Below are 26,415 nucleotides of genomic sequence, written 5' to 3' on the forward strand. Positions count from 1 at the left end.
CCGCCGCACCGATGGAGGCTGACAACGGCGGTTTTCCCGGGCCGGCCGGGAGGTGATCCCGGAGGGGCCGGGGGCGTCGGGCACACTGGTGCGGGTGCGGAAGATCAGTCTGATCGGGATCGGCGCGGGCGACCCGGACCACCTCACCCTGCAAGCGGCCAAGGCGATCGGGCGGACCGACGTCTTCTTCCTGCTCGACAAGGGCGAGACCAAGCAGAGCATGATCGATCTGCGGGAGCGGATCGTACGCGGCTATTCGAAGCCGACCCGCCGCATGGTGTCCGGCCGCGACCCCGACCGTGACCGCACGCCGGCCGACTACGAGGGCACGGTCGAGGACTGGCGGCACCGCCGGGCCCTGGTGATCGAGGAGATGCTGGTCGAGCACCTGCGCGAGGACGAGACCGGCTCCTTCCTGGTCTGGGGAGACCCTTCCCTGTACGACTCGTCGATGGCGATCCTCGACGAGGTGCTGGCCCGGGGGAACATCGTTTTCGAGTACGAGGTGATCCCCGGTATCAGCAGCGTGTCGGCGCTCGCGGCCAAGCACCGGGTGCCGCTCAACCGGGTCGGCCGGCCGTTCCAGGTGACGACCGGCCGCCGGTTGGCCGAGGGGTGGCCCGAGGGCGTCGACGACGTGGTCGTGATGCTCGACGCCCAGCAGGCCTTCACCGCGTTCCCCGACGTGGACATCTTCTGGGGCGCCTACGTGAGCACGCCCGACGAGATCCTGCGCTCCGGCCGCGTCTCCGAGGTCGCCGACGACATCGTGGAGACGCGAACCGCCGCCCGTGACCAGCACGGCTGGATCATGGACACGTACCTGCTGCGCCGGCCCTCCTTCTAGAGTTCGTCCGCGGCTTCGCGGCCGGCCAAGCTGTGCTCGTGGTCGCGTCCGGCCGCGGGTTCACGGGTGGTCGCCGGTTCCGCGGCTGAATCGGGCTGTGGTGTCGGGGCACGTCTCGCGGCCAGGGCGTAGAGCGCGACGGCGGGCAGCACGAACAGGCCGGCCACCGAGATGCCGGCGCCGAGCGCGCGGCGCTGGGCCACGAGACCGACGGGTGGGCCGCCCGCCACCTGGCCGAGCGCGTCGGCCTGGGACACGATCGAGAACACCGTGGCCCGGGACTGCGGCGCGGTCGCGGAGACGAGCCAGACGTTGAGGATCGGCGCGGCTGTGTTGCGCAGGAGACGTACGCCCAGATAGAGCCCGACCGCCGCCCACCAGTGACCGGCCCAGCCGAGGCTGATCATGCCGGCCGCGATGAGCGCCTGGATCACCGCCAGCACGCGGCCGACCCGCTGCGGGCGGACGACGTCGATCCACCGCCCGGCCAGACCGGTCACCGCCATCGAGCCGAGCGCCGCGATCATCGAGAGCCCGCCGAAGACCAGCTCGACCGGGTGGTCACCGAGGAACGGCAGCAGGAACGGCTGGCTCAGGCGGTCGAAGCCCTCGCTGCTCGCCCCCGCGAACAGGGTGGCGCCGAGGATGCCGGCCAGGATGGCGCTGTGCCGGACGATCCGCGCGCCGTCGATGACCTGGCGGTGCATCGAACGCCAGGAGCCGACGGGGGCCGGGCTCCAGTTGTTCTCGGTCATGGCGAACCTCAGGAGTACGCCGAGAGCCAGCGTCACGACGCCGCCGACCACGATGGGCAGGGCCGGTGCGATCGCGGTGAGCCCGACGGCCGCGACGATGCCCAGCAGGGAGCCGGCTTGGTAGAGCTGTCCACCGCGTACGAAAGCCTTGGTCACCCGCTCGGGCGCGATCTCGTCGGCGGCCCAGGCCTCCTCGGCACCGTCGACGCAGACCACGCCGATCGACCAGATGACGGTGCCGGCCAGGATCGCGGCGTAGGTGGGCACCGAACCCCAGACGAGCAGGCCGGCCCCCATCAGCAGGTATCCGGTGATGACGCTGAGGCGGCGGCTGTAGCGGTCGGCGATCACCCCGGTCGGCACCTGGGCGACGAAGCAGACGGCTTCCATGAGCGTGCCGACGAGCACGAGCTGAAGCGGCGACAGCCCGACGACGGTCGCCTGATAGAGGAGATTGAGGGTGAACGCGGTGGTCGACGCGAACGAGCCGACACCGTTGATCAACAGGTAGAGACGATACGAGGACATGCGTGAGCGCTCCGGGATCGAGAAGTCGACCCGGTGCCGGGGTGGTTCGCTGCTGTTAGGGGGTCATCAACCCGCAGTCGTCACAGGGCACCGGACAAACGAAGCGATGCCGCACGCAGTTGTCATGCGCTCATGCTCATGGCGGATGTCGGGACGGTCAAGCGAATTGGCGCGCTGGTCGCCCGCGGTGGGCAGCGCGGGTGCTGTGGGCAGCGCGGTGCTGTGGGCAGCGCGGTGCTGTGGGCAGCGCGGTGCTGTGGGCAGCGCGGCGTGGTGGGGAGCGGGGTGCGGCGGTGCGGCAGAGCGGCGCAGCGGCGCACCAGGGCAGACCGGCGCATCGGGGCCAATGGGCAGAGTGGCCCCACTAGCCATACCCCGCCCACCCTGGGGGACGAGCCCGCTTCAGTTTATCGGGGATGAGCGCCGGTTCGGCGGGTTGTCCACAGGGGCGGTCGGTCAGGGGTGGGCTGGGCGGCGGAACAGGCGGGGGGCTGTGGACAGGCCCGCCCAGAGGACGAGGGTGACTGTGCCGAGGATCAGGGCCGAGGCGCTCGCGGCAAGACCGATGGCCGGGGCGGCCACGACCATGGGGAGCAGGCGTACGGAGAGCGCGCCGCCCATCGCCCGCACCGACGCGCTGTAGGCGAGATCGCGGGTCAGGGACTCCGGTTTGGCCTCGGCGGCGACCCGGGCATCCATGTCGCCTTCGAAAGCGGTCTGGCTCAGGCCGGCGGCGAACTGGGCCACCAGCACCATGGGCGCGTAGACGGGGGCCAGGATCCAGCCGGCGAGCATGCCGAGGCCCCACAGGCACCAGCGCAGGACGGCGGGGAGCCGCAGGCGGCTGAGGGAGGCTACGGCGCGGGTGGCCAGCAGCGTGCCGAGGCAGAAGGCGATCGCTGAGAGGGCGACCCAGCCGTTGCCGTGGAGCTGGGAGATCACGGGGATGGCGAGCAGGGTCGGGCCGGACGCCAGGACCATGACGCCGGCACCGGCGATCAGCATGCGGGGCTGGGGCAGGTGCCAGCTGACCGGCGACGCGGGCGCCGACGCCCGGTGCCGCCACCGTGTCGGCACCGACCCGCGCGCTTCGTGGGCGGCGAACGCGGGCGACGGGCTGGGGAGGACGGGCGACGGGCCGGGGAGGGTGGTGGCGCGGGCTCCGGCGGAGAGGGCGCCGGTGTGAGCGAGGACCGGGGACGCGTGGGGGCGGGACGACGGTGACGGGTTGGGGGTGATGCGGGCTCGGCGGGCCACCAGCACCGTCGGGAGCAGGGAACCCAGGTAGACAGCGAAGACCGTGATCAGCAGCCAGCCCGTGGGGTAACCCAGCGTGCCCGTCGGCAGCAGGGCGGCGATGGCCGTGCCGGCCGCTTCGACGCCGGCGATCGCCACCGCGTAGCGCGTCATCGAGCGCGGTGAGGCGTCCACCGCGGACACCTCGGCCCGCATGCCCGCGAAACCGGCCCAGGCCGCCACGTGTTGCAGGCCGACCAGCAGCGCGATCAGCCAGGCCGGCCAGCCCGCGATGAGGCCGTGGAGCGTGCCGAAGCGCAGCACCACCTCGATGGCGGCGGCACCCCGCAGCAGCGTCCGGCCGTCCAGGTGGCGGGCCAGCCAGCCGGTGACGGGGGCCGAGAGCACGACGCCGACCAGCATGGCCGCGTTGTAGAGGGCGGCCTCGGCCAGCCCGCCCCGGGCGGTGGCGATGAGCACGACGAAGGTCCAGCCCAGGGCCATGCCGAACGAGTCGACGACACCCGAGAGGACCAGTTCGCGCAGGCGGCCGGCGCGGCGCATGCCCCCGGGACCGGCCCGGCGGCGGCCGCGTCGGGCCACCAGCACGTCAGACACGGGCATGGAGCCCGACGAACAGCGGGATCGGCTGGTCGAAGCCGTTGAAGTTCGAGGCGTAGGCCAGGGTGTAGGCGCCGGTCGTGCCGATGTAGAGCACGTCGCTCGTCCGGAGGCCGGCCGGCAGCATGATCCCGTAGCCGATGGTGTCGCTGCTGTCGCAGGTCGGGCCGGTGACCGTGTAGGGCACGAGCTCGCGGACCTCGGTGAGCGAGGTCCGGATCGGGAAGTCCCAGCCACCCGGCGTCTGCAGCACCTCCATCAAACCGTTGAAGGCACCCACCTCGAGGTAGAGCCAGTTCTCCTCGTCGCGGCGCTCGTGCCCGATGACCGTCGCGGCCAGCACGCCCGACTCGGCCACCAGGTGGCGGCCGGGCTCGGCCACGATCAGCTGCGGGCGGTACGGCAGCGCGTCCAGCGCCTCGGTCGTGGCCGCGCCGATCTGCTCGATCGTGGGCACGTCCGTGGTGTAGCGGGCCGGGAAGCCGCCGCCCAGGTCGAGCATCTCGAGGTGGATGCCGTCGTGCCGCAGCCGGTCCAGGAGCTTGCCCGCGGTGTCGATCGCCTCGGCCCACGCGCCGGGGCGCCCGCACTGGGATCCCACGTGGAAGGTCACCCCGTACGCCCGCAGGCCGAGCCGCTCGGCCAGCAGGAGAAGGTCGTACGCGTCCTCGGGGTCCGTGCCGAATTTGCGGGACAGCGGGAAGACGCTGGCCTCGTCGTCGACGCGCAGCCGGACGTAGACGGCCGAGCCGGGGGCGTGCTCGGCGATCTTGGCGAGTTCGTTGGGGGAGTCGAAGCTGAACCGCCACAGGCCGGCCGCGTGCGCCGCGGCGATGTGCGAGGGCGGCTTGACCGGGTTGCTGTAGAGCACGTCGGCCGGGTCGACCCCGATCGCCTGGAGCATGCGCAGCTCGCCGATCGAGGCGACCTCGAAGCCGGCACCCTCGGCGTGCAGGGTCCGCAGGATCTCCTCCGACGGGTTGCACTTCATCGCGTAGTGCACGGCCACGCCGGGCAGCGCGGCCCGGAAGGCGGTGTGCCGGGCGGCGACCGTGTCGAGGTCGGTCACCAGATAGGGCGTCGGCACGTCGACGATCCCGCCGAGCGTCGCGGGGGCGAGCGGGGTGGGCCACGAGGTCATGCGGAGAGCTCCAAACGGGGGTCGGCGCCTTCGAGGAACAGCCGTCCGGCCTCGGCGGCCGGGACGGGGCGGGAGAAGTAGTAGCCCTGGGCGAAGTGGCAGCCCATGTCGCGGAGCGCGGCCAGCTGGCCGAACTCCTCGATGCCTTCGGCCACCGTGGCCATGCCGAGGCTCTTGCCGAGCTGCACGATGGTGTCGGCCAGCGCGGTGTCGTCGGTCAGGGCGCCCAGCCGCTCGACGAACGAGCGGTCGATCTTGAGGGTGTCCACCGGGAAGCGCCGCAGGTAGGCCAGCGACGAGTAGCCGGTGCCGAAGTCGTCGATGGCCAGCGTCACGCCGAGCGCCTTGAGCCGCAGCAGCTGCTCGAGGTTGTCGTCGGTGTCGGTCATCAGCACGCTCTCGGTCATCTCGAGGCAGAGCTGGTCGGCCGGCATGCCGGTCTCGGCGAGGATCCCGGCGACCACGTCGACCAGGTCCTCGCGGTCGAACTGACGGACCGAGACGTTGACGGCCATCTTGACCGGGCGGCCGTCGCCGGCGTTGCTCCACTCGACGGCCTGGCGGCACGCCTCGCGCAGCACCCAGCGGCCGATCGGCACGATGAGCCCGGTGGCCTCGGCGATCGGGATGAACTCGGCCGGCGGGATGAGCCCGCGGGTCGGGTGCGCCCACCGGGCCAGCGCCTCGAACCCGATGACCTCGCTGCTGGCCAGGTCGACGGTCGGCTGGTAGTGCAGCTTGAGCTGGTCGCGCTCGAGGGCCAGGCGCAGGTCGGCCTCGAGTTCGAGCCGGGCGACCAGGCCCGAGAGCATCTCGGGGTCGTAGCTGGCGTAGTCGCTGCCGCCGGCCGACTTGGCCTTGTACATGGCCAGGTCGGCGTTGCGCATGAGCTGCTCGGCCCCGTCGGCCTCGCCGTCGGCGAGCAGGCCGGCCGCGGCCAGGCCGATGCTGGCCTGCACGTGGATGGCCCGGCTGTCGCTGGCGAACGGCTCCTCGAGGACGTCGATGATGCGCTGCGCGACCTGCTCGGCGTCGTCGCCGCCGAGGTCCGACTCGATGAGGACGGCGAACTCGTCCCCGCCGAAGCGGGCCACCACGTCGCCCTCGCGGACCGAGGAGCGCAGCCGGTCGGCGACCTGCACGAGCAGCTGGTCACCGGCCAGGTGGCCGAGGCTGTCGTTGACCTCCTTGAACCCGTCGAGGTCGAGGAAGAGCACGGTGACCTCGCCACCGGCCGGGCGGGCGCGCAGCGCCTCGCTGACCCGCTCGCGGAACAGCGCGCGGTTGGCCAGCTGGGTCAGCGCGTCGTGGTAGGCCTCGTGGACGAGCTGGTCCTGCAGTTCCTTGCGCTCGCTGATGTCGCGGGTGTTGAGCACCAGGCCGGCCACGCTGGGGTCGCTGAGCAGGTTGGTGATGGTCATCTCGGCCTGGCGGTGCCGGCCGTCGCGGTGCTGGACGGTCAGCTCGAGCACGGTCGTCGCGTACGGCCGGCCGGCGACCTGCCGCAGCGCCTGGGCCAGCCGGATGCCCGACTCGGGGTCGAGCAGCTTGGTCAGGCGGCGGCCGTGCAGGAAGCGGGCCGGGTAGCCGAAGACACGGTGCACCGACTCGCTCTGGTAGAGGACGTCGGCCTCGGGGCTGACCACGGTGACCACGTCGGAGCTGTGCTGCACCAGGGCCTTGAACCGCTGCTCGCTGGCGAACAGCTCGGCCGTGCGGGCGGCCACCCGGGCCTCGAGCGTCCGGGTCAGGTTGCGGTTCTCGCGCAGCGTGAGCAGCTGACGGCCGACGATCAGCAGGATGATGACCGAGCGGGTGTAGGCGACGAAGCCGTTGCTGGCGCCCGTCGTGGCGTACCAGACGACCGAGGTGAACAGGGCCGCGAGCACCGCGACGTACGGGAGCAGGATGCCCACCGGCTGCCCGCTGTCGGTCTCGGCGGTGTCCTCGGTGCGCCGGAGCGGCTTGAGCGCGGCCAGCAGGATCAGCGAGAAGCCGGTGAACCAGCCGATGTCGGTGACGCCACCGGAGCTGTAGCTGCCCAGCAGGTTGAGGTAGGCGTACCCGATGTCGGAGACCGCGAAGGCGGCGATGCCGACGCCGACCAGCGCGACCTGGTTGAAGGTGCGGCCGCTGCGGCGCTGCTGGGCGAGCATGTAGAGGACCATCGTCACGATGACGACGTCGCCCAGCGGGTAGGCCAGGCTGACGTAGAGGGCGAGCGGCCCGCTCTGGCCGGCGTCGAGCAGCGGCTGCACCACGAAGATCCAGGCCATCAGGACGAGCGAGGCGGCGATCATCAGTCCGTCGAGGACGCTGCGCACGCGGCCGGCCAGCGCCTGGGCCCGGCTGGGCAGGACGAGCAGGCCGATCGGGGTGAGCACCACCATGCCGAGGTAGCCGATGTCGGCCTGCGACGGCAGGTGCACCTCGTCGCCCAGGACAGTCTGGATGTAGCAGGCCGCGGCCTGACCCAGCCCCCAGCTCAGCACACCGAGGCCGATCAGGGCCCAGCCCCAGCGCATCCGGCCGGTGAACAGCCGGGCGCGGCCCAGACAGGCCACCGCCGCGGCGATCGCCGCGAAGCAGAGGCCGAAGTTGGAGAGGAGCAGACCGAAGCCGGCGCCTCCGGCCCCGGTGCTCAGGATGAACGCGAAGGCCACGACGAACGCGCCGACCAGGAAGCAGAGCGCGTACCACCCCGTGGGGCGGCGGCTCTGGGTCCGCGATTCGATGCCGGCTGTCATCAGACGTGTCTCCGGTCCGCCAAGAACCGCCCCGAGATGGGCGGTCGTAGGGCCTAGATCGGGACCGGACGGGCTGCCATGAGCAGTTCTCCAGGGCAATTCGGGTGCAGAGGCATTGACGTACGTCTCTGGGAGGTGACAACGTTGTCACGGCCTCGTCACATCGGTCACGGGAGGTTCATCCCATGCACTTGCTGCTCAGCGCCGTTCTGGCCCTGACTCCCGGGGCCGCCCCGGCGGTGCGGGCCGCCGAGCCGGTGGACCTGGTCCGGCCCTTCGTCGGCACCGAGAACTTCGGCAACACGTTTCCCGGGGCGAGCGCGCCCTTCGGGATGGTGCAGGTCAGCCCGGACACCGGTGGGCAGGGCGGATACGACTACCGGCAGTCCTCGATCTACGGCTTCAGCCAGACGCACCTGTCCGGGGTGGGCTGCGGCGTGGCCGGTGAGCTGCCGATCATGCCGACCACCGGCGCGATCACCAGCGTCGACCCGGCGGCCTACAAGTCGGCCTACAGCCACGACGACGAAGAGGCTTCGCCCGGCTATTACCGGGTCGGTCTGCCGACGTACGGGGTGAAGGCCGAGCTCACCGCGACCGAGCGCACGGGGTGGCAGCGCTACACGTTCCCCTCCACCGCGGCGGCCAACGTCCTGTTCAACACGGGCAAGGCCAACCAGTCGGTCTTCGACTCCGAGATCCACGTCGTGGGGGACCGGACGCTCGAGGGGCGGGTCGAGGCGGGCAACTTCTGCGCCGGCCAGGACGACCACACGGTCTACTTCACGGCCTCGTTCGACCGGCCGTTCGCCGCGTTCGGGACGTGGCGCGGAACCACCCGCACCGCGGGCAGCCGGGACGCGGCCGGGGCGGGCTCGAACGGCGCGTACGTGACCTTCGACGCCGCCTCGGATCGCGACGTGGTGGTGAAGGTGGGGCTGTCGTACACGGGTGCGGCCGGCGCGCGGGCCAACCTGGCGGCCGAGACCGCGGGCTACGACTTCGACGCGACCCGGGCCGCGCTGCGGGCCAAGTGGGTGGCCGCTCTGGACAAGGTCAAGATCGGCGGCGGTACGGAGGAGAGGCGCGCGGCGTTCTACACGGCGCTCTACCACTCGCTGCTGCACCCGAACCTGGCCGGGGACGTCGACGGGTCGTACGTCGGCTTCGACCGGGCCGTGCACAAGGCGGCGGGCTATACGCCGTACCAGAACTTCTCCTTGTGGGACACCTATCGGCCGCAGAACCAGCTGCTGGAGCTGCTGACCCCCGGCGTGGCGCGGGACGTGGCACTCAGCGTGCTGGCGATCGGGCGCGACGGCGGCTGGCTGCCGCGCTGGGCGCTGGTCAACAGCGAGACCAACATCATGACGGGTGATCCGGTCACGCCGTTCCTGGTCGAGGCGTGGTCGAAGGGGCTGCTGGCCGGGCACGAGGCCGAGGCCTACACGCTGCTGCGGGCCAACGCGACGAGCGAGCCGCCGGCCGGGTCGCCCTACAACGGGCGTACCGGGGTCCGGTATTACAGCGACCGCGGGTACGTCCCGTCCGGGCTCGAGCTCGGGAAGGACTGCGTGCACAAAGGCGGCGACAACGACTGCGTGCACCCGGCGTCGGCCACCCTGGAATACGCGGCGGCGGACGCCTCGCTGGCCCTGATGGCGGCCGGGCTGGGCCGGACGGCCGACGCTCAGCTCTTCGCCGGGCGCGGGCAGTGGTACCGCAACCTCTGGGACTCCTCGATCAAGCAGTTCCGGCCGCGCACGGTCGACGGCACGTGGCTGACCCCGTACGACCCGGTGGAAGCGAACCGGCAGTTCCACGAGGGCGGGGCCTACCAGTACCAGTGGCTGGTGCCGCAGGACCCGGCCGGGCTCGTGCGGCTGATGGGCGGGCGGCCGGCCACCGAGCGCCGGCTGGACGACTTCTTCGCGTACGCCAAGCTCCTGACCGACCCGGCGGGGACCGCCCGCAACGACTGGATCGCCTCGCCCTACGACTACTACGCGAAGGCGACCTACAACCCGAACAACGAGCCCGATCTGCTCGCGCCGTACATGTACCACTGGGCCGGCGCACCGGCCAAGACGGCGACCGTGGTGCGGGCGGCGATGACGCTCTTCACGACCGGGCCCGACGGCATGACCGGCAACGACGACCTGGGCACGATGAGCGCCTGGTACGTGTTCTCGTCGCTCGGCCTCTATCCCACGATGAGCGGCGCGAACTTCCTGGCCGTGTCGAGCCCGCAGTTCCCCTCGGCGTCGCTCGCTCTGGCGGGCGGCACCCTGACGATCAACGCGCCCGGCGCCTCGGATCACAATCGGTACATCCAACGCGTACGGGTCAACGGCGCCGCGCTGACCAGGAACTGGCTGCCGTGGTCGGCCGTCGGGGCGGGCGGGACGATCACGCACACCCTGGGCACATCCCCGTCGACGTGGGGCACCGCGGCCGCGGCCGAGCCGCCGTCGGTCAACCAGGCGCCGCCCGACAACCGCACGCACCTCGACGCCGCCCTCCGCCCGGCCACCGCGGCCCTGCCACCCGGCGGCTCCGTGGTGCTGACGGTTGATCTGGTGGGCCAGGCGCCGGGCACCCTGCAGCCTCAGGTGACGGCGGCGGCGCCGGCCGGCTGGACGGCGGCCGTTCGCCAGCCGGCCGCCCTGGTGTCCGGCAGCCAGCCGGTGTCGGGCACGTCGGCGGTGACCGTGACCGCCCCCGCCGGCACCGCCGCCGGGACGTATCCGCTGACCGTCACGGTGACCGGGGCCGGCCAGACCCTGACGAAGAAGGCGAACCTCGTCGTGACGACGCCCGCCACCTGCGCCGCGTCGTCGGCGGCGAACCAGTGCGCGGTCAACCTGTCGTCGTCACGCACCCGCGACGGGACAGCCACGGTCGCGGCCACCGCCGAGGGCAACTTCGACGGCGGCGGCTGGAGCTACGACGCGGGCCTGCTGCCCGCGGCCGGCCCGGTGACGTGGGGCGGTGTCACCTACGACGCTCCCGACCCGACTGGCACCAAGCCCAACTTCGTACCCGCCACCGGTCAGACCCTGCTGCTGCCCGCCGCCTCCCGCACCGCGGCCAACGTCGTGCTCACCAGCCACAACGGACCGATCGGCACCTCGGTCACCATCGGTTACACCGACGGGACCTACGCCTCCACCCCGGTCACCGTGGCCGACTGGTGCGGCTCGGCGGCCACCGGAACCACGACGGTGCTGTCCATGCCCCACCGCATCAAGGCCGGCCAGGGCGTGGACGGCCCACCGGTCTCCCTCTTCGGCGCCCGCATCCCGGTGACCCAGGGCAAGCAGATCCGCACGATCACCCTTCCCTCCGACCCCCGCGTCTACGTCTATGCCGTGACCCTGAGCTGAACCGTCACTCGGCGGCGAACTGGGTCCCGGTGACGGCTGTGGTGTAACGCAGGACCGCCTCCAGGCTGTCGTCGACGAAGCGGCTGTTGACCGGCTCGGCCAGCGGTCCGGCGTCACCGGGCAGCAGGAAGGCGCGGATCAGCCAGTCGCCGCGGGCCGCCATGATGATGAAGTCGCCGTCGGGGTCGCCGGCCCGGGTCTGGACGACCATCCTGGCCGCCACGTCCTTGGCCACCGGGGGACCCTTGACGGTGCTCTGCCGGAAGATGCCGTTGAAGCAGTCGGCCTTGGCCGTCCGGATGTAGGTGGCCAGCGCCGACTGCTGCGCGTCCTTGACCTTGACGACGTTGAAGATCGCGGTGGCGCGCCGCACCCCGCCGTCGACCAGGTCGTAGCTCGCCACGCCGACCGGGGTTCCGTCGCTGCCGCCCTCGAACCAGCTGAGCGCGGGCGCGGGGGCGGCCGGCTTGCACTGAGGCAGGAACTGGAAGTCGGCGTCGTCCTCGCCGGGCAGGACCGCTCGGGGAGCGGTCGCCACGAACCGGCCACCGGGCGGCGGCAGGATGTGGGCCAGGTTGGCGAGGAACGGCCGCAGATCGACCGTGGGCCGGTAGTCGCCGTCGAAGGCGCCCAGGGCGTTGCGCCACGAATGGCTGTTGACCGCGGCGAACTCCCGGATGGCGTCGGCGATGTCCGGTGCTTTGAGCGCGAGGGTCAGCGACTTCTTCACCGACCGTACGAAGAACCGGGCGGCGCTCCGGGCCTTGCTCAACAGGTCGTTGGCCAGATCCAGCACCGCGCCGAGGCAGTCGTTCACGATCGACTGGGCGGCCGAGGCCAGCTTGCCCGGCAGCTCCTTCGCCTTGGCCCGGGCCAGGTCGCTCTCGACGGTCTCGGCCACCTTGTGCATGCAGGTGAGGGTGTCCTTGTTGCGCGCGGCCTCGTCCAAGTACTTGCTCTTGTCGGCGGTGGCCTTCGCGGAGTTGTCCTCGGCGGCGAAGTCGAACATGGTGAGCGCGAGGTCCATCAGGAAAGTGGTGAAGTCGAGGTCGCCGCGCATCTGGAACTCGCTGACCAGATCGGCCTGCTTCACGGTGAACCGGCGCTTCTCGCGCGGCTGGAACCGGGCGTTGTCCTTGTCCTCGGTGGCCAGCCGGTAGAGGTCCTTGAAGAGCGTGGTGTCCGCGTTGGGCTCGTCCAGCTTGGTGACCGACGCCGGCAGGTCGAGGACAAGCGGGAAGTCGTGCGGGTTGGAGATCTCCACGTAGTAGCCCGGCGTGCCGGAACCGGACTCCTTGGCCGTCAGATAGAGGTCGCAGATCTCGAGCGGCGGCGGGGCCGGGTCGGCGATGCGGATCGGCACCAGGATCGGGTTCTTGACGCCCAGCTCCTCGAGCGTCTTGGGGGAGGTGCAGGCCGGTGGCGCGTACTTGCCGATCAGGGTCTCGGTGAGCTGGCGGGACAGGTAGTTGCTGTCAGCCGACTTCTTGACGGCCAAGTCGCGCCGGATGATCTCCGGGTCGGTGACCGACAGGGTCCACTCCGAGAAGTGCGTCGTCTCGGTGGACATGACGCGGGTCGCCGGGTCGTAGACGCCGCCCGCGTCCTCCCACGAGGCGTCCGGGGCGTCGGAGCGGCTCGCGATGAAGACCACATCCTCCAGACGCTCGCCCGCCGGCACCTGGACGTCGGCCGGCACGGTGAAGCTGACGGTGGCCTTGCCCTTGAGCCGGCCGCCCTCGACCCCGAGCCGGACCACGTCGCTGATCGGCCGGAGGAACGGCAGGGTCTTCGCCGCCCCCGGCACCGCCTCGTGGGTCAGCGAGCCGTCGCCGAGGTCCGCTCGCACGGTCATCACCACTCCGCCGCCCAGCTTGATCGACTCAGTGCTCGCATGGTCGCGCGACCAGAAGCACCCGCCGGCACTCAGCACGAGGGAAACGGCGGTGACAGCGGCCACAGTGACGCGGCGGCGACGTCCAGTGATCGGAGGCACTGCCCGAGAGTCACACGGGATTAATGTCAGACCTATCCGCCGAACGTCCGACCGGCACTGGTACCGGGCGTCAGTCGCGGTCCTGCCAGGTGGTCACGCAGGCCTCGTTGCCCTCGGGGTCGGCCAGCACCCAGAACGCGGAGGCGCGGGCGTCGGAGACCATCCGGCCGCCGGCGGCCAGGGCGGCCTCGATGCGCCGGAGCGCCTCGTCGTGCGGGACCGAGATGTCGAAGTGCAGGCGGTTGCGCTGCGGGCGTGGGGCATCCATCTGCTGGAACCAGAGGACCGGGCCCTGACCGAGCGGGTCGACCAGGGGGCCGTCGGCCGGGGCGCCCGGCTCGTCGGCATAGGCCAGCACCGCCCGCCAGAACGGCCGGACCGCGGGGATGTCGAGGGCGTCGACCGCGATCTCGATCAGCTGGACTGAGCGGGGTGATGGCGCGCCGAGGCCGGGCTCGGTCTTCAAGCCGGTCGCCGTGATCGCCCGGGCCAGCTCGGCGTCGACATCGGTCACCGCGGCGACGGCGAGTGCTTGCAGACTGAGCAGCACCCGGTCGGCCCGCACCTCGAGACGCAGGTGGCCGTCGGCGCGCTCACCGCAGGCCGCCACCGCCCGCGCGGCGACCTCGACCGCCTCGGCCAGCGAGCTCACCGCCACCGAGCTGCACAACACTCCCAGCACCAGCCGCCACCCGTGCTCACCGACGGCGTCGGACGCCGCCCGGCCGCTCAGCTTCGTTTCCATGCCGCGCATCCTCGCAGAGCCCTACGACACTTTCCGGTGCCCGAAAGCACTGCCGGGGCCGGGCTTTGTGGTGCTGACGGCCTCAACGGTGCTGGCGGCACCGTCCGTGGTGACGTCGGTGGCTTGGCCGGTCTCGGGCCTTGTCGGGGTGGGGCGGGCGAACGCGGCCAGCAGGAGGGCCATGAAGATCAGCAGGTTGAGGGCCCAGCGCGGGTCGTTCAAGTGGAGGCCGGCCTCGAACTGGGTGCGTTCAGCGGCGGTGAGCGGGGTGGTGGAGCGTTCGGCGGTGGCGAAGTCGAGGCGGTCGTGGGCGAAGACCAGGTAGGTCCAGATGCGGAGGACGAAGTAGAGGGCGGCGGCCAGCACGATGAGGAGGCGGCGCCGGCCGGGGCGCCAGCCGAGGATCAACAGGGCCGGGATGATGACCAGCTCGGTGGGAACGTTGGCCGCGATGGCGATCGGGATGCTGGGCAGGAACATCCTGATCATGGTTTCGCCGGTGATGGAGGGGCTTTCGAGGGCGGTGTTCAGCATGAGGAGCCCGATGGCCCCGCCGAAGGCGAACAGCGCCATCGTGGTGATGCCCGAGCCGATGAGGATCGCCTCGGCTCGAGCGCCCGTGACCGGCCGGCGACGGATCGCGCGGGCCGCGAGGCAGACGAGAGCCGCCCAGCCGGCGCCGATCAGCAGCGCCACCGGCACGGGCACGAACTCCGTCAGGGACAGCGCCTGGACCACGATGACGAACACCGCGGCCAAGGCGTAGGGCAGATGAGGTCTCATGGGGGCCGACGCTAGGAAGCGGGGCACCGGCCGGGCATCTGCCGAAGGGGATAGGCCGGGTTTAATCTCGCGGCGGACCGGCCGGCCGGGGTGCCGGGTCGAGGAGGCCGGCCTCGCGGGCATGCGCCACGGCCTCCAGCCGGCTTCCGGCGTCCAGCTTGCGGAAGATGTGGCTGAGGTGAGCTTTCACCGTGCCCGGGGCCACGAAGAGGGCCTCGGCGATCTCGCGGTTGGACCGGCCGGCGGCCAGCTGATCCAGCACTTCCCGCTCGCGCGGACTGAGCAGCTCGGCCGGGCCCATCACGGTGTCGGTAGCAAGCCCAGCATCATCCATCCGGGCACCCGGACCAGCATCGGCCGCACGCGCACCGGCAAGAGGAGCGCTGTCGGCTGCATGCCCTGAGGGGAGAGGAACGGCGCCCGCCGCCGGCGTGCTGGAGACAGGCGCGGCGTCGGGAAAGCACGCGCTGGGATCGGAATCGGGGTCGGGGACACGCGCGTCAGGACCAGAATCGGCCTTGGCGATACGCGCCTGAGGGATGGACGCGGCGCCGGGGAGGGGCGGTGGGGGTGGGCGGCGGAGGGCCAGCACGGCGGCCAGCAGGATCAGGGCGCCGAAGGGAGGAATGACCCACCACTCGCGGGCGCCTCGGTCGACCATGGCGAACGACAGCCCGACGACGACCATCGCCCAGGTGAAGCAGCCGCCCAGGACGGTCGCCGTCAGCAGCGCGCGGCGAGTGCGGTCAGTCATCCGCGGACCAGGCGCCCGCCTTGTCCCAGCGTTCGAGGTCGCGCAGCCAGGCGTTGGCGTTGCCGTCCGACGGCGCCCGCCAGTCGCCGCGCGGGGAGAGGGAGCCGCCGGCCGAGACCTTGGGGCCGTTGGGCATGGCGGAGCGTTTGAACTGGGCGAAGGCGAAGAAGCGGCGGCAGAACTGTTCGAGCCAGTGGCGGATCTCGGGCAGGTCGTAGGCCACCCGCTTGGGGTCCGGGAAGTTGGGCGGCCACGCGCCCTCGGCCGCGTCGCGCCAGGCGTGCCAGGCCAGGAAGCCGATCTTCGACGGGCGCAGGCCGTAGCGGAGGACGTGGAACAGGGCGAAGTCGTGCAACGCGTACGGGCCGATCGTGCTCTCGGTGGACTGCAGCTCCGCGCCGGGCACCAGTTCGGGGCTGATCTCGGTGTCGAGCACCGACGTGAGCACCGCGCCGACCTCAGCGTCGAAGATCTTCTCGCTGACCACCCAGCGGATCAGATGCTGCATCAGGGTCTTGGGCACGCCGCTGTTGACGTTGTAGTGGCTCATCTGGTCGCCCACGCCGTAGGTGCACCAGCCCAGCGCCAGCTCCGACAGGTCGCCCGTGCCCAGCACGATGCCGCCGCGCTGGTTGGCCAGCCGGAACAGGTAGTCGGTGCGCAGCCCGGCCTGAACGTTCTCGAACGTGACGTCGTAGACCGGCTCGCCCGACGCGAACGGGTGGTCCATCTCGGTCAGCATCAGCTTGGCCGTCGAGGTGATGTCGAGCTCGGCGGCGGTCACCCCCAGCGCCCGCATCAGCCGGTGCGCGTTCTCCTTCGTACCGGAACTGGTCGCGAAGCCGGGCATGGTGAAACCGAGGATGTCGCTGCGCGGGCGCCCGGCCCGGTCCATCGCCCGCGCCGCCACGATGAGCGCGTGGGTCGAGTCGAGCCCGCCCGAGACGCCGATGACGACCTTGGGGTTGCCGATCGCCCCGAGCCGCTGCTGCAGACCGGCGACCTGGATGTTGTAGGCCTCGTAGCAGTCGAGCGCGAGCCGCCGCACGTCGGCCGGCACGAACGGGAAGCGCTCGACCCGCCGCCGCAGGCCGAGGTCCGTGGCCGGCGGGTCCAGCTCGAACCGTACGTGCCGGAAGCCGCCGATCCGGTCGGTGTGCGTGCGGCGGTTGTCGTCGAAGCTGCCCATCCGGATCCGCTCCTGGCGCAGCCGGTCGAGATCCACGTCGGCCACCGAGGCCAGGTCACCGAGCGGGAACCGCTCCGACTCGGCGAGCAGCACCCCGTTCTCGAAGATCATCGTCTGCCCGTCCCAGGACAGGTCGGTGCTCGACTCGCCCAGGCCGGCGGCGGCATAGACGTACGCGGCCAGGCAGCGCGATGACGCCGACTGGCACAGCAGCTTGCGGTCCTCGGCCCGGCCCACCGTGATCGGGCTGCCCGAGAGGTTGAGCAGCACCGTGGCCCCGGCCAGCGCGGCCTCGGCGCTCGGCGGGATCGGGACCCACATGTCCTCGCAGATCTCGACGTGCACGACGAGGCCGGGCACGTCCTCGGCCTCGAACAGCAGATCCGGACCGAAGGGAAGCTCCTGCCCGTCGAACGTGTAGACGCCGCCGCGCTCGTCGTCGCCCGCGGCGATCTGACGCTTCTCGTAGAACTCGCGGTAGTTCGGCAGGTACGACTTGGGTGCGATGCCCAGGATGCGGCCGCGGTGCACGACGACCGCGCAGTTGTAGATGCGGTTGCGATGCCGCAGCGGCGCCCCGACGACCAGCACCGGCAGCAGGTCGGCCGACCCGGCCACGACCGTCCGCAGGCCGGCCACCACGTCGTCGAGCAGCGCGTCCTGCAGCAGCAGGTCCTCGATCGAGTAACCGCACAGGCCGAGCTCGGGGAAGAGGGCGACGGCCACCCCCTGCTCCGAGCACTCGCGGGCCGTGCGGAGGATCGCTTCGGCGTTCGCGGCGGGGTCGGCGATGGCGGCGTGGTTGGTGCACGCGGCGACCCGCGCGAACCCGTGCTGGTAGATCGACCGGAAGTTCACCGGTCCATCATCCGTCACGGTCCCGGGGAAAATCTTCCGGAGCCGCAACGGCGGGGCGGTCGCCCGCCCCGCCGTCACCCCCGTTCACCGCGCGGCCGGGCTCATCGGCCGGCCGGCGGCGCCTTCAACTCGGCGTGCCGCACCGTGTAGCCGCCGCGGGTCACGCTCGCGAAGGCGGCCGGCGCCAGACAGGTGCCGACGCGGGACTCACCCCACTGGCCGCTCTCGTCCTGGTCGGCGCTGGCCGACCAGGAGAAGCCGACGCGATCGCCGTTCCGGCCGCCGTCCTGCACGCTGAAGCCGACCCGCTTGCCCACGAAGTCGGCTGCCTGCGGGTCGGCCCGGGTGACGACGGCGGTCAGGCTCGCGTGCCCCGGGCTCGTGATCATGCAGTCGACGGCCGCTTCGAACCGCACCGTGATGTTCTGTGCCGCCACCCGGTGGGCGACCCGGACCGTGCCGGTCGCATCAGCGGGCGATCCCTGTTCCCCGCCGGGAACCGGGATCGGCCGGGTCCAGGGCACCGCCCGGGCGTCGAAGGCGAAAGACCGTACGTCGGCGTCCTGTCCGTAGGGCAGCGCGAACTCCGCCCAGCCGGTCACCCGGGCCGGTCCGCGGGCTCCCGCCACGGCGGGTGCCGCGGCCGCCGTGACCGCCAGGGCGGCTGCCGCGGTGATGCCCCATAGCAACGTCTTTCGCATGTCGTTCCCCTCGTCCGTCGCCGCGTCGCGGCGCTGCGCCCTCCACATTGGGCGATGGCGGGGAGCGGTGGATCCCTCCCGTGGGGGAGCCGGGTCCCTCGCACACGGGAACGTCAGGTGGACGGGCGCCGCGCATCTCGATGGCGATCCGGGACGTGTCGAGGTCGGCCAGGGCGAGGACGTCCGCGTCGGCCGGGCTGACGATCGCGCACAGGGAGGCGCCCCAGGCGAAGCCGAGATCGGGATGACCAGCGGGAAGAAGAGGCCGAGGGTGAGCGCAGGTGGCGATCGGAACCGCACACGAATCAACACCGGGGGGAGCTCGCACTCAGGGCCCGGATCGACCATATAGCGAGGCAAGATGGGGCACAAGCCCATCGCTGACATCGATGTCAGCCGCTGCGCGATCGTGTTGGATCGAGGCTTGCCCATCCATGGATTTACCGGTAACGATGTGTTGCGCACGTTACGCGGAAACTGGGGAGGGTGGATGCGCCGACCACGATGGCTAGTCGCGGCAGTGCCTCTGGCAGTCATGGGAGCGATGATGATCGGGTTGCCGGCGAACGCCGCGGCGGCCGCGGATTTCGCCTCCTCGTTCGAGACCGGCCAGCCGCAACCCGACTGGACCGACACGACCGACCGGGCGGCCGGCGTCGACGGCACGGTGACCGCCGGCATGCCGGGCAGCCTCCGCGGCCGGGTCACCGCGATCGCGGTGAACGCCGAGCCCAACAGCAACGAGGGCGCCACCAACCTCAACGACGGCGACGCCGCCACCAAGTGGCTCGTCGACACCCCGGCGAGCTGGGCGCAGTACACGCTGGATGCCCCGGCCGAGGTTGTCAAATACGCTCTGACCAGCGCCAACGATGCCCCCGAGCGCGACCCCCGCGACTGGACCCTGGAAGGCTCGGCCGACGGCACCGGCTGGACCACGGTCGACACCCGGACGGGTGAGACCTTCGACGAGCGGTTCCGGACCAAGACGTACGAGGTGGCCACGCCGGGCAGCTACCAGGTCTACCGCCTGAGCATCTCGGCCCACGGCAGTGGCAACCTGACGCAGCTGGCCGACCTCGAACTGGCCGACGCGAACACGACACCGCCACCCACCGGGCCCATGCAGAGCCGGATCGGCAACGGACCGGCCGGCTCGCCGACCGCGAAGGCGAACGCCGGCTACACGGGCCTCAAGGCGTTCCAGATCGCCGGGCGCCACACCGCCGAGGGGCGCGGATACGCGTACAACAAGGTCTTCGACGTTGATCTGGCCGTTGCGGACGACACCGAGCTCAGCTATCTGGTGTTCCCCGAGTTCAACCGCACCGATCTGAGCAACCCGGCCACGTACACCGCGGTGGATCTGGCCTTCACCGACGGCACCTACCTGTCCGACCTGAAGGCCGAGGACCAGCACGGCTTCGTCCTGAGCCCGGCCGCGCAGGGTGCCTCGCAGAGCCTCTACACCGCACAGTGGAACCTCAAGAAGGCACGCATCGGCGCGGTGGCCAAGGGCAAGACGATCGACCGCATCCTGGTCGGCTATGACAAGCCGGGCGGCCCCACCAGTTTCCGGGCCTGGTTCGACGACCTCACGATCAGCCAGGTCGCGCCGGCCAAGCCCAGAGCCCACCTTTCCGAGTACGTGGACACGCGCCGCGGAACGCAGTCGTCCGGCGACTTCTCGCGGGGCAACAACTTCCCCGCGACCGCCGTCCCGCACGGTTTCAACTTCTGGACGCCGGTGACCGACGCCGGCTCGACGAGCTGGCTCTACCAGTGGTCGCGGCAGAACAACGCGGGCAACAAGCCCACCATCCAGGCGTTCTCGACCAGCCACGAGCCCAGTCCATGGATGGGTGACCGGCAGACGTTCCAGGTGATGCCCTCGACCGGCCTCGACCCGTCCCGCACGGCCCGCGCGCTGCCGTTCTCGCACGACAACGAGGTGGCCAAGCCCTACTACTACGGCGTCACGTTCGACAACGGGCTCGAGACCGAGCTCGCGCCGACCGACCACGCCGCGCTCTACCGGTTCACCTTCCCGGGGGACAACGGCAACCTGATCCTCGACAACGTCAACAACAACGCCGGCCTGACCATCGACGCCGCCGGCCGGTCGATCAGCGGCTGGTCCGATGTGAACAGTGGTGGCCTCTCGGCCGGCTGGACGCGGATGTTCGTCTACGCGACGTTCGACCGCGCGGTGACCGCGAGCGGCTCGCTGGCCGCGGGCAACCGGCCGTCCACCGGCTACGTGAGCTTCGGCGACAAGACGGTGACCATGCGGATCGCCACGTCGCTGATCAGCGTCGCCCAGGCCAAGCACAACCTGGATCTCGAGATCGCCCCGGACGCCTCCCTGGAATCCGTACGGGATCGGGCCCGGACGTTGTGGGACGACAAGATGCACACGGTCGAGGTCGAAGGCGCGTCCGAGGACCAGCTCGCCACGCTCTACGGCAACCTCTATCGCCTGTTCCTCTACCCCAATTCGGCGTACGAGAACACGGGCACGACCGAAGCGCCGGCCTACAAGCACACCGTGCAGTCCGCGGTGACCAGCCCGGCGAGCACGCCGACCGAAACCGGGGCGCCGGTCAAGGACGGCAAGGTGTACGTCAACAACGGGTTCTGGGACACCTATCGCACCACCTGGCCGGCGTACTCGTTGCTGACGCCCGCAAAAGCCGGCGAGATGGTCGACGGGTTCGTCCAGCAGTACCGCGACGGCGGCTGGATCTCGCGCTGGTCGTCACCGGGCTACGCCAACCTGATGGTCGGCACCAGCTCGGATGTCGCGTTCGCCGACGCGTACCGCAAGGGGGTCAAGGGTTTCGACGTCGAACAGGCCTATGCCGCCGCGGTGAAGAACGCGACCGTCACGCCGCCCAACCAGAACGTCGGCCGCAAGGGCCTGGCCAGTTCGATCTTCAAGGGCTACACCCCGAGCGACGCCACCGGCGAGGCGATGAGCTGGGCCATGGACGGCTACATCAACGACTTCGGCATCAGCGAGATGGCGTCGGCGCTCGCCGAGAAGACCGGCAAGAAGCGGTATGCCGAGGAGGCCGAGTACTTCCGCAACCGGGCGCTGAACTACGTCAACATGTTCGACAAATCGGTCGGCTTCTTCCAAGGCAAGAGCTCGGCCGGAGCTTGGCGGCAGACACCCGGGAACTACGACCCGCGGGTCTGGGGTTACGACTACACCGAGACCAACGGGTGGAACATGGCGTTCCACGTGCCGCAGGACGGACAGGGCCTGGCCAACCTGTACGGCGGTAAGGCCGGGCTCGGCAAGAAGCTCGACGAGTTCTTCGCGACGCCCGAGACGGCTACGTTCCCCGGCTCGTACGGCGGCACGATCCACGAGATGCTCGAGGCCCGCGACGTCCGGATGGGCCAGTACGGCCACAGCAACCAGCCGTCGCACCACATCATCTACATGTACGACTACGCCGGCCGGCCCGCGAAGGCGCAGAAGCTCGCGCGGGAGGCGTTGTCCCGGCTCTACCTGGGCAGCGAGATCGGGCAGGGCTACCCCGGCGACGAGGACAACGGCGAGATGTCGGCCTGGCAGATCTTCTCGGCGCTCGGCTTCTATCCGCTGCAGATGGGCTCGCCGGCCTATGCGGTCGGGTCGCCGCTCTTCACGAAGGCCACGGTCAACCTGGAGAACGGCAAGAAGATCGTCGTCAACGCCCCGAAGAACAGCGCCACCAACGTCTACGTCCAGGGCCTGAAGATCAACGGCAAGGCGTACGGGTCCACGTCCATCCCGCACGCGACGCTGGCCGGCGGGGCGACACTCGACTTCGCCATGGGTCCGAAGCCGTCGTCGTGGGGTGCGAGCTCGCCGCCGCCGTCGCTCACGACCGGTGACGCGCCGGCCAACCCGCTGCGCGACCTGACCGGGCCCGACAACGGGACCGCCTCGGTGCCGGCACTGGTCGACGACACGACGGCCACCCGGGCCACGGTCGACGGCGCGTTCACCTACGAATTCGCGTCGGCTCAGCTCGCGCCGGTTTCGCACTACACGCTGACGTCGGCCGACACGGCCGGATCCGACCCGTCGTCGTGGACGGTGCGCGGCTCCTACGACGGCACCACGTGGACGACGATCGACAAGCGGACCGACGAGAAGTTCGACTGGCGGCTGCAGACCCGCCCGTTCAAGGTCGCGTCACCGGGGCGGTACAAGTTCTACTCGATCGCCTTCGACGGCGCGGCCGGGCTGGCCGAGGTGGAGCTGCTCGGGAAGCCCGCGCCGGCCTGCACGACCACGGTGGCCGACAAGGTGACCGGGGCGCTGACGGTGTCGTCCGGCGTGACCTGCCTGGCGCCCGGTTCATCGGTGACCGGTCTGGTCACCGTACGCAAGGGGGCCTCGCTGTATGCCACGGGCGCGACCTTCAAGGCGGCGCTGACCGCCAGCGGGGCCGGCACGGTGTCGCTGCTCTCCTCGACGGTGACCGGGGCGATCACGGCGAGCGGCTCGGGACCGGTCACGATCGAGGACTCGACCGTGCGCGGGCCGGTCACGGTGCTGACCGGCAGGACCGCGACCGTGGTGGCCGGCAACACGATCAACGGACCACTCACCTGCGCGGGCAACCGGCCCGCGCCGGTGGACAACGGCCTGAAGAACGCGGGCTCGGGTCCTCGCCTCGGGCAGTGCGCGAAGTTGTAGATCCCCTACAGTCGGCAGGATGGGAGCCGTCGTCGAGCTGAGCCGCCAGGAGGCGCGCCGGATCGCCGTCCGGGCCCAGTTGCTCGACCGGCGTCAGCCGGCTGACCTGTACGAGATGGTCAGCCGGCTGACGTTCCTGCAGTACGACCAGACGGCCGCGGTGGCGCCCAGCGCCGACCTGGTGGCCTGGAGCCGGCTGGGTTCGGCCTACCGCCCGGCCGAGCTGGCCGAGGGACTCGCCGACCGCACGTACGTCGAGTTGCGCGGCCTGATCCGGCCGATGGCGGACATCCCGCTGTTCCGGGCCGACATGCAGGCGTGGGCGGCCCCCGACTCGCAGTTCGGCCACCCCGGCGCCCAGCACTGGGTCGACGCCAACGATCGTTTCCGGCAGGACGTCCTGGCCCTGCTCGACGTCGACGGCCCGGTGCCGCAGACGTCCATCCCCGACACCGCGCAGGTGCCGTGGGGATCGTCGGGCTGGAACAACAACCGCAACGTGGGCACGATGCTCGAATGCCTCATCGTGCGGGGCGAGGTCGCGGTGGCCGACCGCGACGGCCGGGAGCGCCTGTTCGACCTGGCCCACCGCGTCTACCCCGACGAGGTGGTCCCGGCCGAGGTGGCGCACCGGATCCGCGCCGAGCGGCTGCTGCGGTCACTGGGCCTCGTCCGCAAGATCAGCCCCGAGGTCGGTGAGCGCGCGGTCGTCGACGGTGTCCGCGGCCACTGGCGGGTGGACCCCGCTTTCCTCGACGGTGCCTTCGAGGGGCGTACGGCTCTGCTTTCCCCGCTCGACCGGCTGATCTTCGACCGCAAGCGGATGGCCGACATCTTCGCGTTCGACTACAACCTCGAGATGTACAAGCCGGCTGCCCAGCGCCGCTGGGGCTATTACGCCCTGCCGATCCTCAGCGGTGACCGCCTGATCGGCAAGCTCGACGCCACCGCCGACCGCAAACAGGGAGTCCTGCGAGTCGACGCTATCCACGAGGACATCCCCTTCGACGCCGAGACCTCGACCGCCGTGCACGACGAGATCCAGGACCTGGCCCGCCGGCTGCACCTGGGCCTCGACCTCCCCGCCTGACGGCTCGCGGTCCCGGCTACGTGACCAGGAGTTCCAGGGCGGTGCGGGGGTGGCGGAAGGTGCCGGTGAAGGTCATCGAGTGCTCGGTCAGGGCGCCGGTCAGGGTCACCAGGGTGTCGTCGCTGAGGTCCAGCTCCAGCGGCTCGCTGCGTTGCCAGTCCATCCGGGCCTGGACCGTGTGACGGCCGGCGGGCACCTCGATGCGGGCCGTTGCCCCGCGCCTCAGCCGGGCGACCAGCCGGCCGTCGACCCGGAACGTCATGCGGCGGGCGATGGCGCCGACGTCATGGGCGCGTTTCAGCTCTATCCAGGGCACAGCCGAGGCCTTTCGCCGGTGACCGCGGGCTGCGGCGGGAGGGTCGTACCCCGTACGCTCCGCGGGGAATCCTGGAGGGGGAGGGGCCCGTGGGGGAAGTGGCGCTGCGGCCGCTCGAGGACGGCGACCTCGACGCGTTGTTCGAGCTGATGCGGGATCCCGAGTCGGTGCGGATGGCGGCCTTCGTCGCCGAGGATCCGGACGACCGGGCCGCCTTCGACGCGCACCAGGCCAGGATCCGGGCCCGGGCCGACGTGACCAACCGCGTCGTCACCCTCGACGGGCGGCTGGTCGGCAGCATCGCGGCCTTCGTCATCGAGGGCGACACCGAGGTCACCTACTGGATCGACCGGTCCGTGTGGGGGGCAGGGCATCGCCGGGCGGGCACTCGCCCTGCTGCTCGAGCTGGTTCCCGTCCGGCCGCTGTTCGCCCGCGCCGCCAGCGACAACGCGGGGTCGCTGCGGGTGTTGCGGCGGGCCGGGTTCGAGGTCGTCGGCACCGACACCGGGTACGCCAACGGGCGGCGCGCCGAGATCGAGGAAACCATCCTGCGGCTCGCATGATCGTCAACATCACGGCGCTGATCGATCCGGCCCATCACACGGCCGGCCGGCGGCTGGCCTGGGTGGCGGCCGGCCTCGACCTGCGGCCGCTCGGCACCGCCTTCCTGTGGATCCCGGTGGCCGGTGACGTGGCCGAGCTCGACATCCAGGTGCACCCGGCCGAACGCCGGGCCGGGGTCGGGAGCCAGCTGCTCGAGGCGGCCGCCGGGTCCGCGGCCGAGGAGGGCATGCGGAGATTGCGGACGGAAGCGGTGGCGCAAGCCTCGGACGGCGAGCATTTCTGCCGGGCACACCAGTTGCGGCCCGTCCTGGCCCTGACCTACACCCGGCTCTCCCTCGGCGGCGACCGCACGGCCGGCCGGCCGGCGCCGGGCTATCGCCTGGTCCACTGGGACGGGACGGTGCCCGGCGACCTGGCCGCGACGTTCGCCCACGCCCGCAAGGCCATGGACGACATGCCGATGGGCGAGACCGCCGGCATCCCGCAACCCTGGACCGTCGAGCGCCTGCACGCGGTCGCGGCCGCCGTCGCCGGCCGCGGCGAGCATTTGGTCACCACGGCCGTGCTCGACGCCGACGGGGAGATCGCCGGCTTCACCGAGCTGGTCGTGCCGGGCGACGGCACCGGCGACGCTCAGCACTACGGCACGGGCGTCCTGCCCGCCCACCGCGGCCGCGGCCTGGCCGGCTGGATGAAGGCCGAGCAGATCCACCGGGTGCGCGACCGGTTCCCCGGCCTGGCCGGCCTGGTCGCCGACACCGCCGACGACAACGCCGCGATGCGCCGGGTCAACCACGCCCTCGGTTACCGGCCGACGCATCGCAGCGCACTCTACGAGCGCCGGCTCAGCCGAAGTTGAGCTCGCCCGTACGGGTCCGCTTGAGCTCGAAGAAGTCGGGATAACCGGCCAGGGCCACGGCGCCGTCGAACACCTTCACGGCCTGCTCGCCGCGCGGGATGCTGGTGAGCACCGGCCCGAAGAACGCGACCCCGTCGATGTGAATGGTCGGCGTGCCGACGTCCTCGCCGACCGGGTCCATGCCCTCGTGGTGGCTCTTGCGCAGCGCCTCGTCGTATTCGGTGCTGGTGGCCGCCTCAGCCAGTGACGCGGGCAGACCGACCTCGGCCAGCGCCTCCCGGATCACGACCTCGAAGTCCTTGTTGCCCTGGTTGTGGATGCGGGTGCCGAGAGCGGTGTAGAGGTCGCGCAGCACCCCGTCACCGTGCTGCTGTGCGGCCGCGATGATCACCCGGACCGTGCCCAGGGAACGGTCGATCAGGTCGCGGTACCACTCGTCGAGCTCGCGGTTCTCGTTCAGCACATAGAGGCTCATCACCCGGAAGTTCAGGTCGAGGTCGCGCTGCTTCTCGACCTCGAGGATCCAGCGCGAGCTGATCCAGGCGAACGGGCAGGCAGGGTCGAAGAAGAAGTCAACTTTCGTCACCACTTCACCCTAC

17 protein-coding genes are annotated in these 26,415 nt (G+C 71.2%); 5 read left to right on the plus strand and 12 right to left on the minus strand.

The genetic code is table 11. The features are described from left to right. Positions 1-94 precede the first annotated feature (94 nt). The gene (cobF, locus tag NAG42_RS23355; RefSeq protein WP_250033045.1) at positions 95-847 is read left to right on the plus strand and encodes a precorrin-6A synthase (deacetylating); all 753 of its coding nucleotides are present in this window, start codon (positions 95-97) and stop codon (positions 845-847) included. On the opposite strand, the gene NAG42_RS23360 is transcribed toward cobF, so the two are convergent. The 4 genes from NAG42_RS23360 to NAG42_RS23375 form a co-directional block, all read right to left on the minus strand. Continuing rightward, positions 844-2,130 carry an MFS transporter gene (locus NAG42_RS23360; protein ID WP_250033047.1) on the minus strand — a complete coding sequence of 429 codons (1,287 nt, stop codon included), beginning with the start codon at positions 2,128-2,130 and terminating at the stop codon, positions 844-846. The two genes, cobF and NAG42_RS23360, sit on opposite strands and share 4 nt — an antisense overlap. A 456-nt stretch (positions 2,131-2,586) precedes the next feature. Further along, positions 2,587-3,984, minus strand: a complete 1,398-nt coding sequence (locus NAG42_RS23365; RefSeq protein ID WP_250033049.1) for a hypothetical protein — start codon at positions 3,982-3,984, stop codon at positions 2,587-2,589. Beyond that, positions 3,977-5,128 (minus strand): type III PLP-dependent enzyme, encoded by a 1,152-nt coding sequence (locus NAG42_RS23370; RefSeq protein WP_250033050.1) that lies wholly within the window; start codon positions 5,126-5,128, stop codon positions 3,977-3,979. Before NAG42_RS23370 ends, NAG42_RS23365 begins: the two co-directional genes overlap by 8 nt. Continuing rightward, a complete protein-coding gene (locus tag NAG42_RS23375) occupies positions 5,125-7,875 on the minus strand; it encodes a putative bifunctional diguanylate cyclase/phosphodiesterase (protein ID WP_250033052.1) in 2,751 nt (916 codons plus the stop codon). Before NAG42_RS23375 ends, NAG42_RS23370 begins: the two co-directional genes overlap by 4 nt. 185 nt (positions 7,876-8,060) lie before the next feature. On the opposite strand from NAG42_RS23375, the gene NAG42_RS23380 reads away from it, so the two are divergent. Then, the gene (locus tag NAG42_RS23380) at positions 8,061-11,261 is read left to right on the plus strand and encodes a GH92 family glycosyl hydrolase (protein ID WP_250033053.1); all 3,201 of its coding nucleotides are present in this window, start codon (positions 8,061-8,063) and stop codon (positions 11,259-11,261) included. Positions 11,262-11,265: 4 nt separating this feature from the next. Here NAG42_RS23380 and NAG42_RS23385 read toward each other — a convergent pair whose 3' ends face one another. The 6 genes from NAG42_RS23385 to NAG42_RS23410 form a co-directional block, all read right to left on the minus strand. Beyond that, a complete protein-coding gene (locus tag NAG42_RS23385; protein WP_250033055.1) occupies positions 11,266-13,116 on the minus strand; it encodes a hypothetical protein in 1,851 nt (616 codons plus the stop codon). Between the two features lie 211 nt (positions 13,117-13,327). After that, positions 13,328-14,002, minus strand: coding sequence for a VOC family protein (locus tag NAG42_RS23390; RefSeq protein ID WP_250033061.1), 675 nt, complete (start codon positions 14,000-14,002; stop codon positions 13,328-13,330). 21 nt (positions 14,003-14,023) lie between these two features. Then, positions 14,024-14,785, minus strand: a complete 762-nt coding sequence (locus NAG42_RS23395) for a hypothetical protein (RefSeq protein WP_250033063.1) — start codon at positions 14,783-14,785, stop codon at positions 14,024-14,026. A 61-nt stretch (positions 14,786-14,846) separates the two neighbouring features. Continuing rightward, a complete protein-coding gene (locus NAG42_RS23400) occupies positions 14,847-15,539 on the minus strand; it encodes a helix-turn-helix transcriptional regulator (protein ID WP_250033065.1) in 693 nt (230 codons plus the stop codon). Continuing rightward, positions 15,532-17,586 carry an NAD(+) synthase gene (locus NAG42_RS23405; RefSeq protein ID WP_250033067.1) on the minus strand — a complete coding sequence of 685 codons (2,055 nt, stop codon included), beginning with the start codon at positions 17,584-17,586 and terminating at the stop codon, positions 15,532-15,534. The genes NAG42_RS23400 and NAG42_RS23405 overlap by 8 nt, the downstream gene beginning before the upstream one ends. A gap of 101 nt (positions 17,587-17,687) precedes the next feature. Further along, a complete protein-coding gene (locus NAG42_RS23410) occupies positions 17,688-18,287 on the minus strand; it encodes a hypothetical protein (protein ID WP_250033069.1) in 600 nt (199 codons plus the stop codon). Positions 18,288-18,813: 526 nt separating this feature from the next. Here NAG42_RS23410 and NAG42_RS23415 point away from each other — a divergent pair. Together NAG42_RS23415 and NAG42_RS23420 are read left to right on the plus strand one after the other, a co-directional pair. Further along, complete coding sequence (locus NAG42_RS23415; RefSeq protein WP_438872443.1) at positions 18,814-22,986, plus strand: GH92 family glycosyl hydrolase; 4,173 nt, start codon at positions 18,814-18,816, stop codon at positions 22,984-22,986. Positions 22,987-23,005: 19 nt separating this feature from the next. Further along, the gene (locus NAG42_RS23420) at positions 23,006-24,076 is read left to right on the plus strand and encodes a DNA glycosylase AlkZ-like family protein (protein WP_250033072.1); all 1,071 of its coding nucleotides are present in this window, start codon (positions 23,006-23,008) and stop codon (positions 24,074-24,076) included. Positions 24,077-24,092: 16 nt separating this feature from the next. Here the strand turns inward: NAG42_RS23420 and NAG42_RS23425 are convergent, their stop codons facing one another. Beyond that, positions 24,093-24,392 (minus strand): hypothetical protein, encoded by a 300-nt coding sequence (locus tag NAG42_RS23425; protein ID WP_250033073.1) that lies wholly within the window; start codon positions 24,390-24,392, stop codon positions 24,093-24,095. 89 nt (positions 24,393-24,481) lie between these two features. Between NAG42_RS23425 and NAG42_RS23430 the strand changes: the two genes are divergently transcribed. Continuing rightward, on the plus strand, positions 24,482-25,816 hold the full coding sequence (locus NAG42_RS23430) for a GNAT family N-acetyltransferase (RefSeq protein ID WP_250033075.1): 1,335 nt from the start codon (positions 24,482-24,484) through the stop codon (positions 25,814-25,816). On the opposite strand, the gene NAG42_RS23435 is transcribed toward NAG42_RS23430, so the two are convergent. Beyond that, complete coding sequence (locus tag NAG42_RS23435; protein ID WP_308201179.1) at positions 25,803-26,402, minus strand: mycothiol-dependent nitroreductase Rv2466c family protein; 600 nt, start codon at positions 26,400-26,402, stop codon at positions 25,803-25,805. The two genes, NAG42_RS23430 and NAG42_RS23435, sit on opposite strands and share 14 nt — an antisense overlap. Between the last annotated feature and the right edge of the window lie 13 nt (positions 26,403-26,415).

The organism is Paractinoplanes maris (genome assembly GCF_023544465.1).
Taxonomy (GTDB): domain Bacteria; phylum Actinomycetota; class Actinomycetes; order Mycobacteriales; family Micromonosporaceae; genus Actinoplanes; species Actinoplanes maris.

What these genes read in the sequence shown, in the direction of transcription:
- NAG42_RS23360 (WP_250033047.1), bottom strand. Translation starts at nt 2,130, where the DNA reads ATGTCCTCGTATCGTCTCTACCTGTTGATCAACGGTGTCGGCTCGTTC.
- NAG42_RS23370 (WP_250033050.1), bottom strand. Translation starts at nt 5,128, where the DNA reads ATGACCTCGTGGCCCACCCCGCTCGCCCCCGCGACGCTCGGCGGGATC.
- NAG42_RS23375 (WP_250033052.1), bottom strand. Translation starts at nt 7,875, where the DNA reads ATGACAGCCGGCATCGAATCGCGGACCCAGAGCCGCCGCCCCACGGGG.
- NAG42_RS23380 (WP_250033053.1), top strand. Translation starts at nt 8,061, where the DNA reads ATGCACTTGCTGCTCAGCGCCGTTCTGGCCCTGACTCCCGGGGCCGCC.
- NAG42_RS23385 (WP_250033055.1), bottom strand. Translation starts at nt 13,116, where the DNA reads ATGACCGTGCGAGCGGACCTCGGCGACGGCTCGCTGACCCACGAGGCG.
- NAG42_RS23390 (WP_250033061.1), bottom strand. Translation starts at nt 14,002, where the DNA reads ATGGAAACGAAGCTGAGCGGCCGGGCGGCGTCCGACGCCGTCGGTGAG.
- NAG42_RS23395 (WP_250033063.1), bottom strand. Translation starts at nt 14,785, where the DNA reads ATGAGACCTCATCTGCCCTACGCCTTGGCCGCGGTGTTCGTCATCGTG.
- NAG42_RS23400 (WP_250033065.1), bottom strand. Translation starts at nt 15,539, where the DNA reads ATGACTGACCGCACTCGCCGCGCGCTGCTGACGGCGACCGTCCTGGGC.
- NAG42_RS23410 (WP_250033069.1), bottom strand. Translation starts at nt 18,287, where the DNA reads ATGCGAAAGACGTTGCTATGGGGCATCACCGCGGCAGCCGCCCTGGCG.
- NAG42_RS23420 (WP_250033072.1), top strand. Translation starts at nt 23,006, where the DNA reads ATGGGAGCCGTCGTCGAGCTGAGCCGCCAGGAGGCGCGCCGGATCGCC.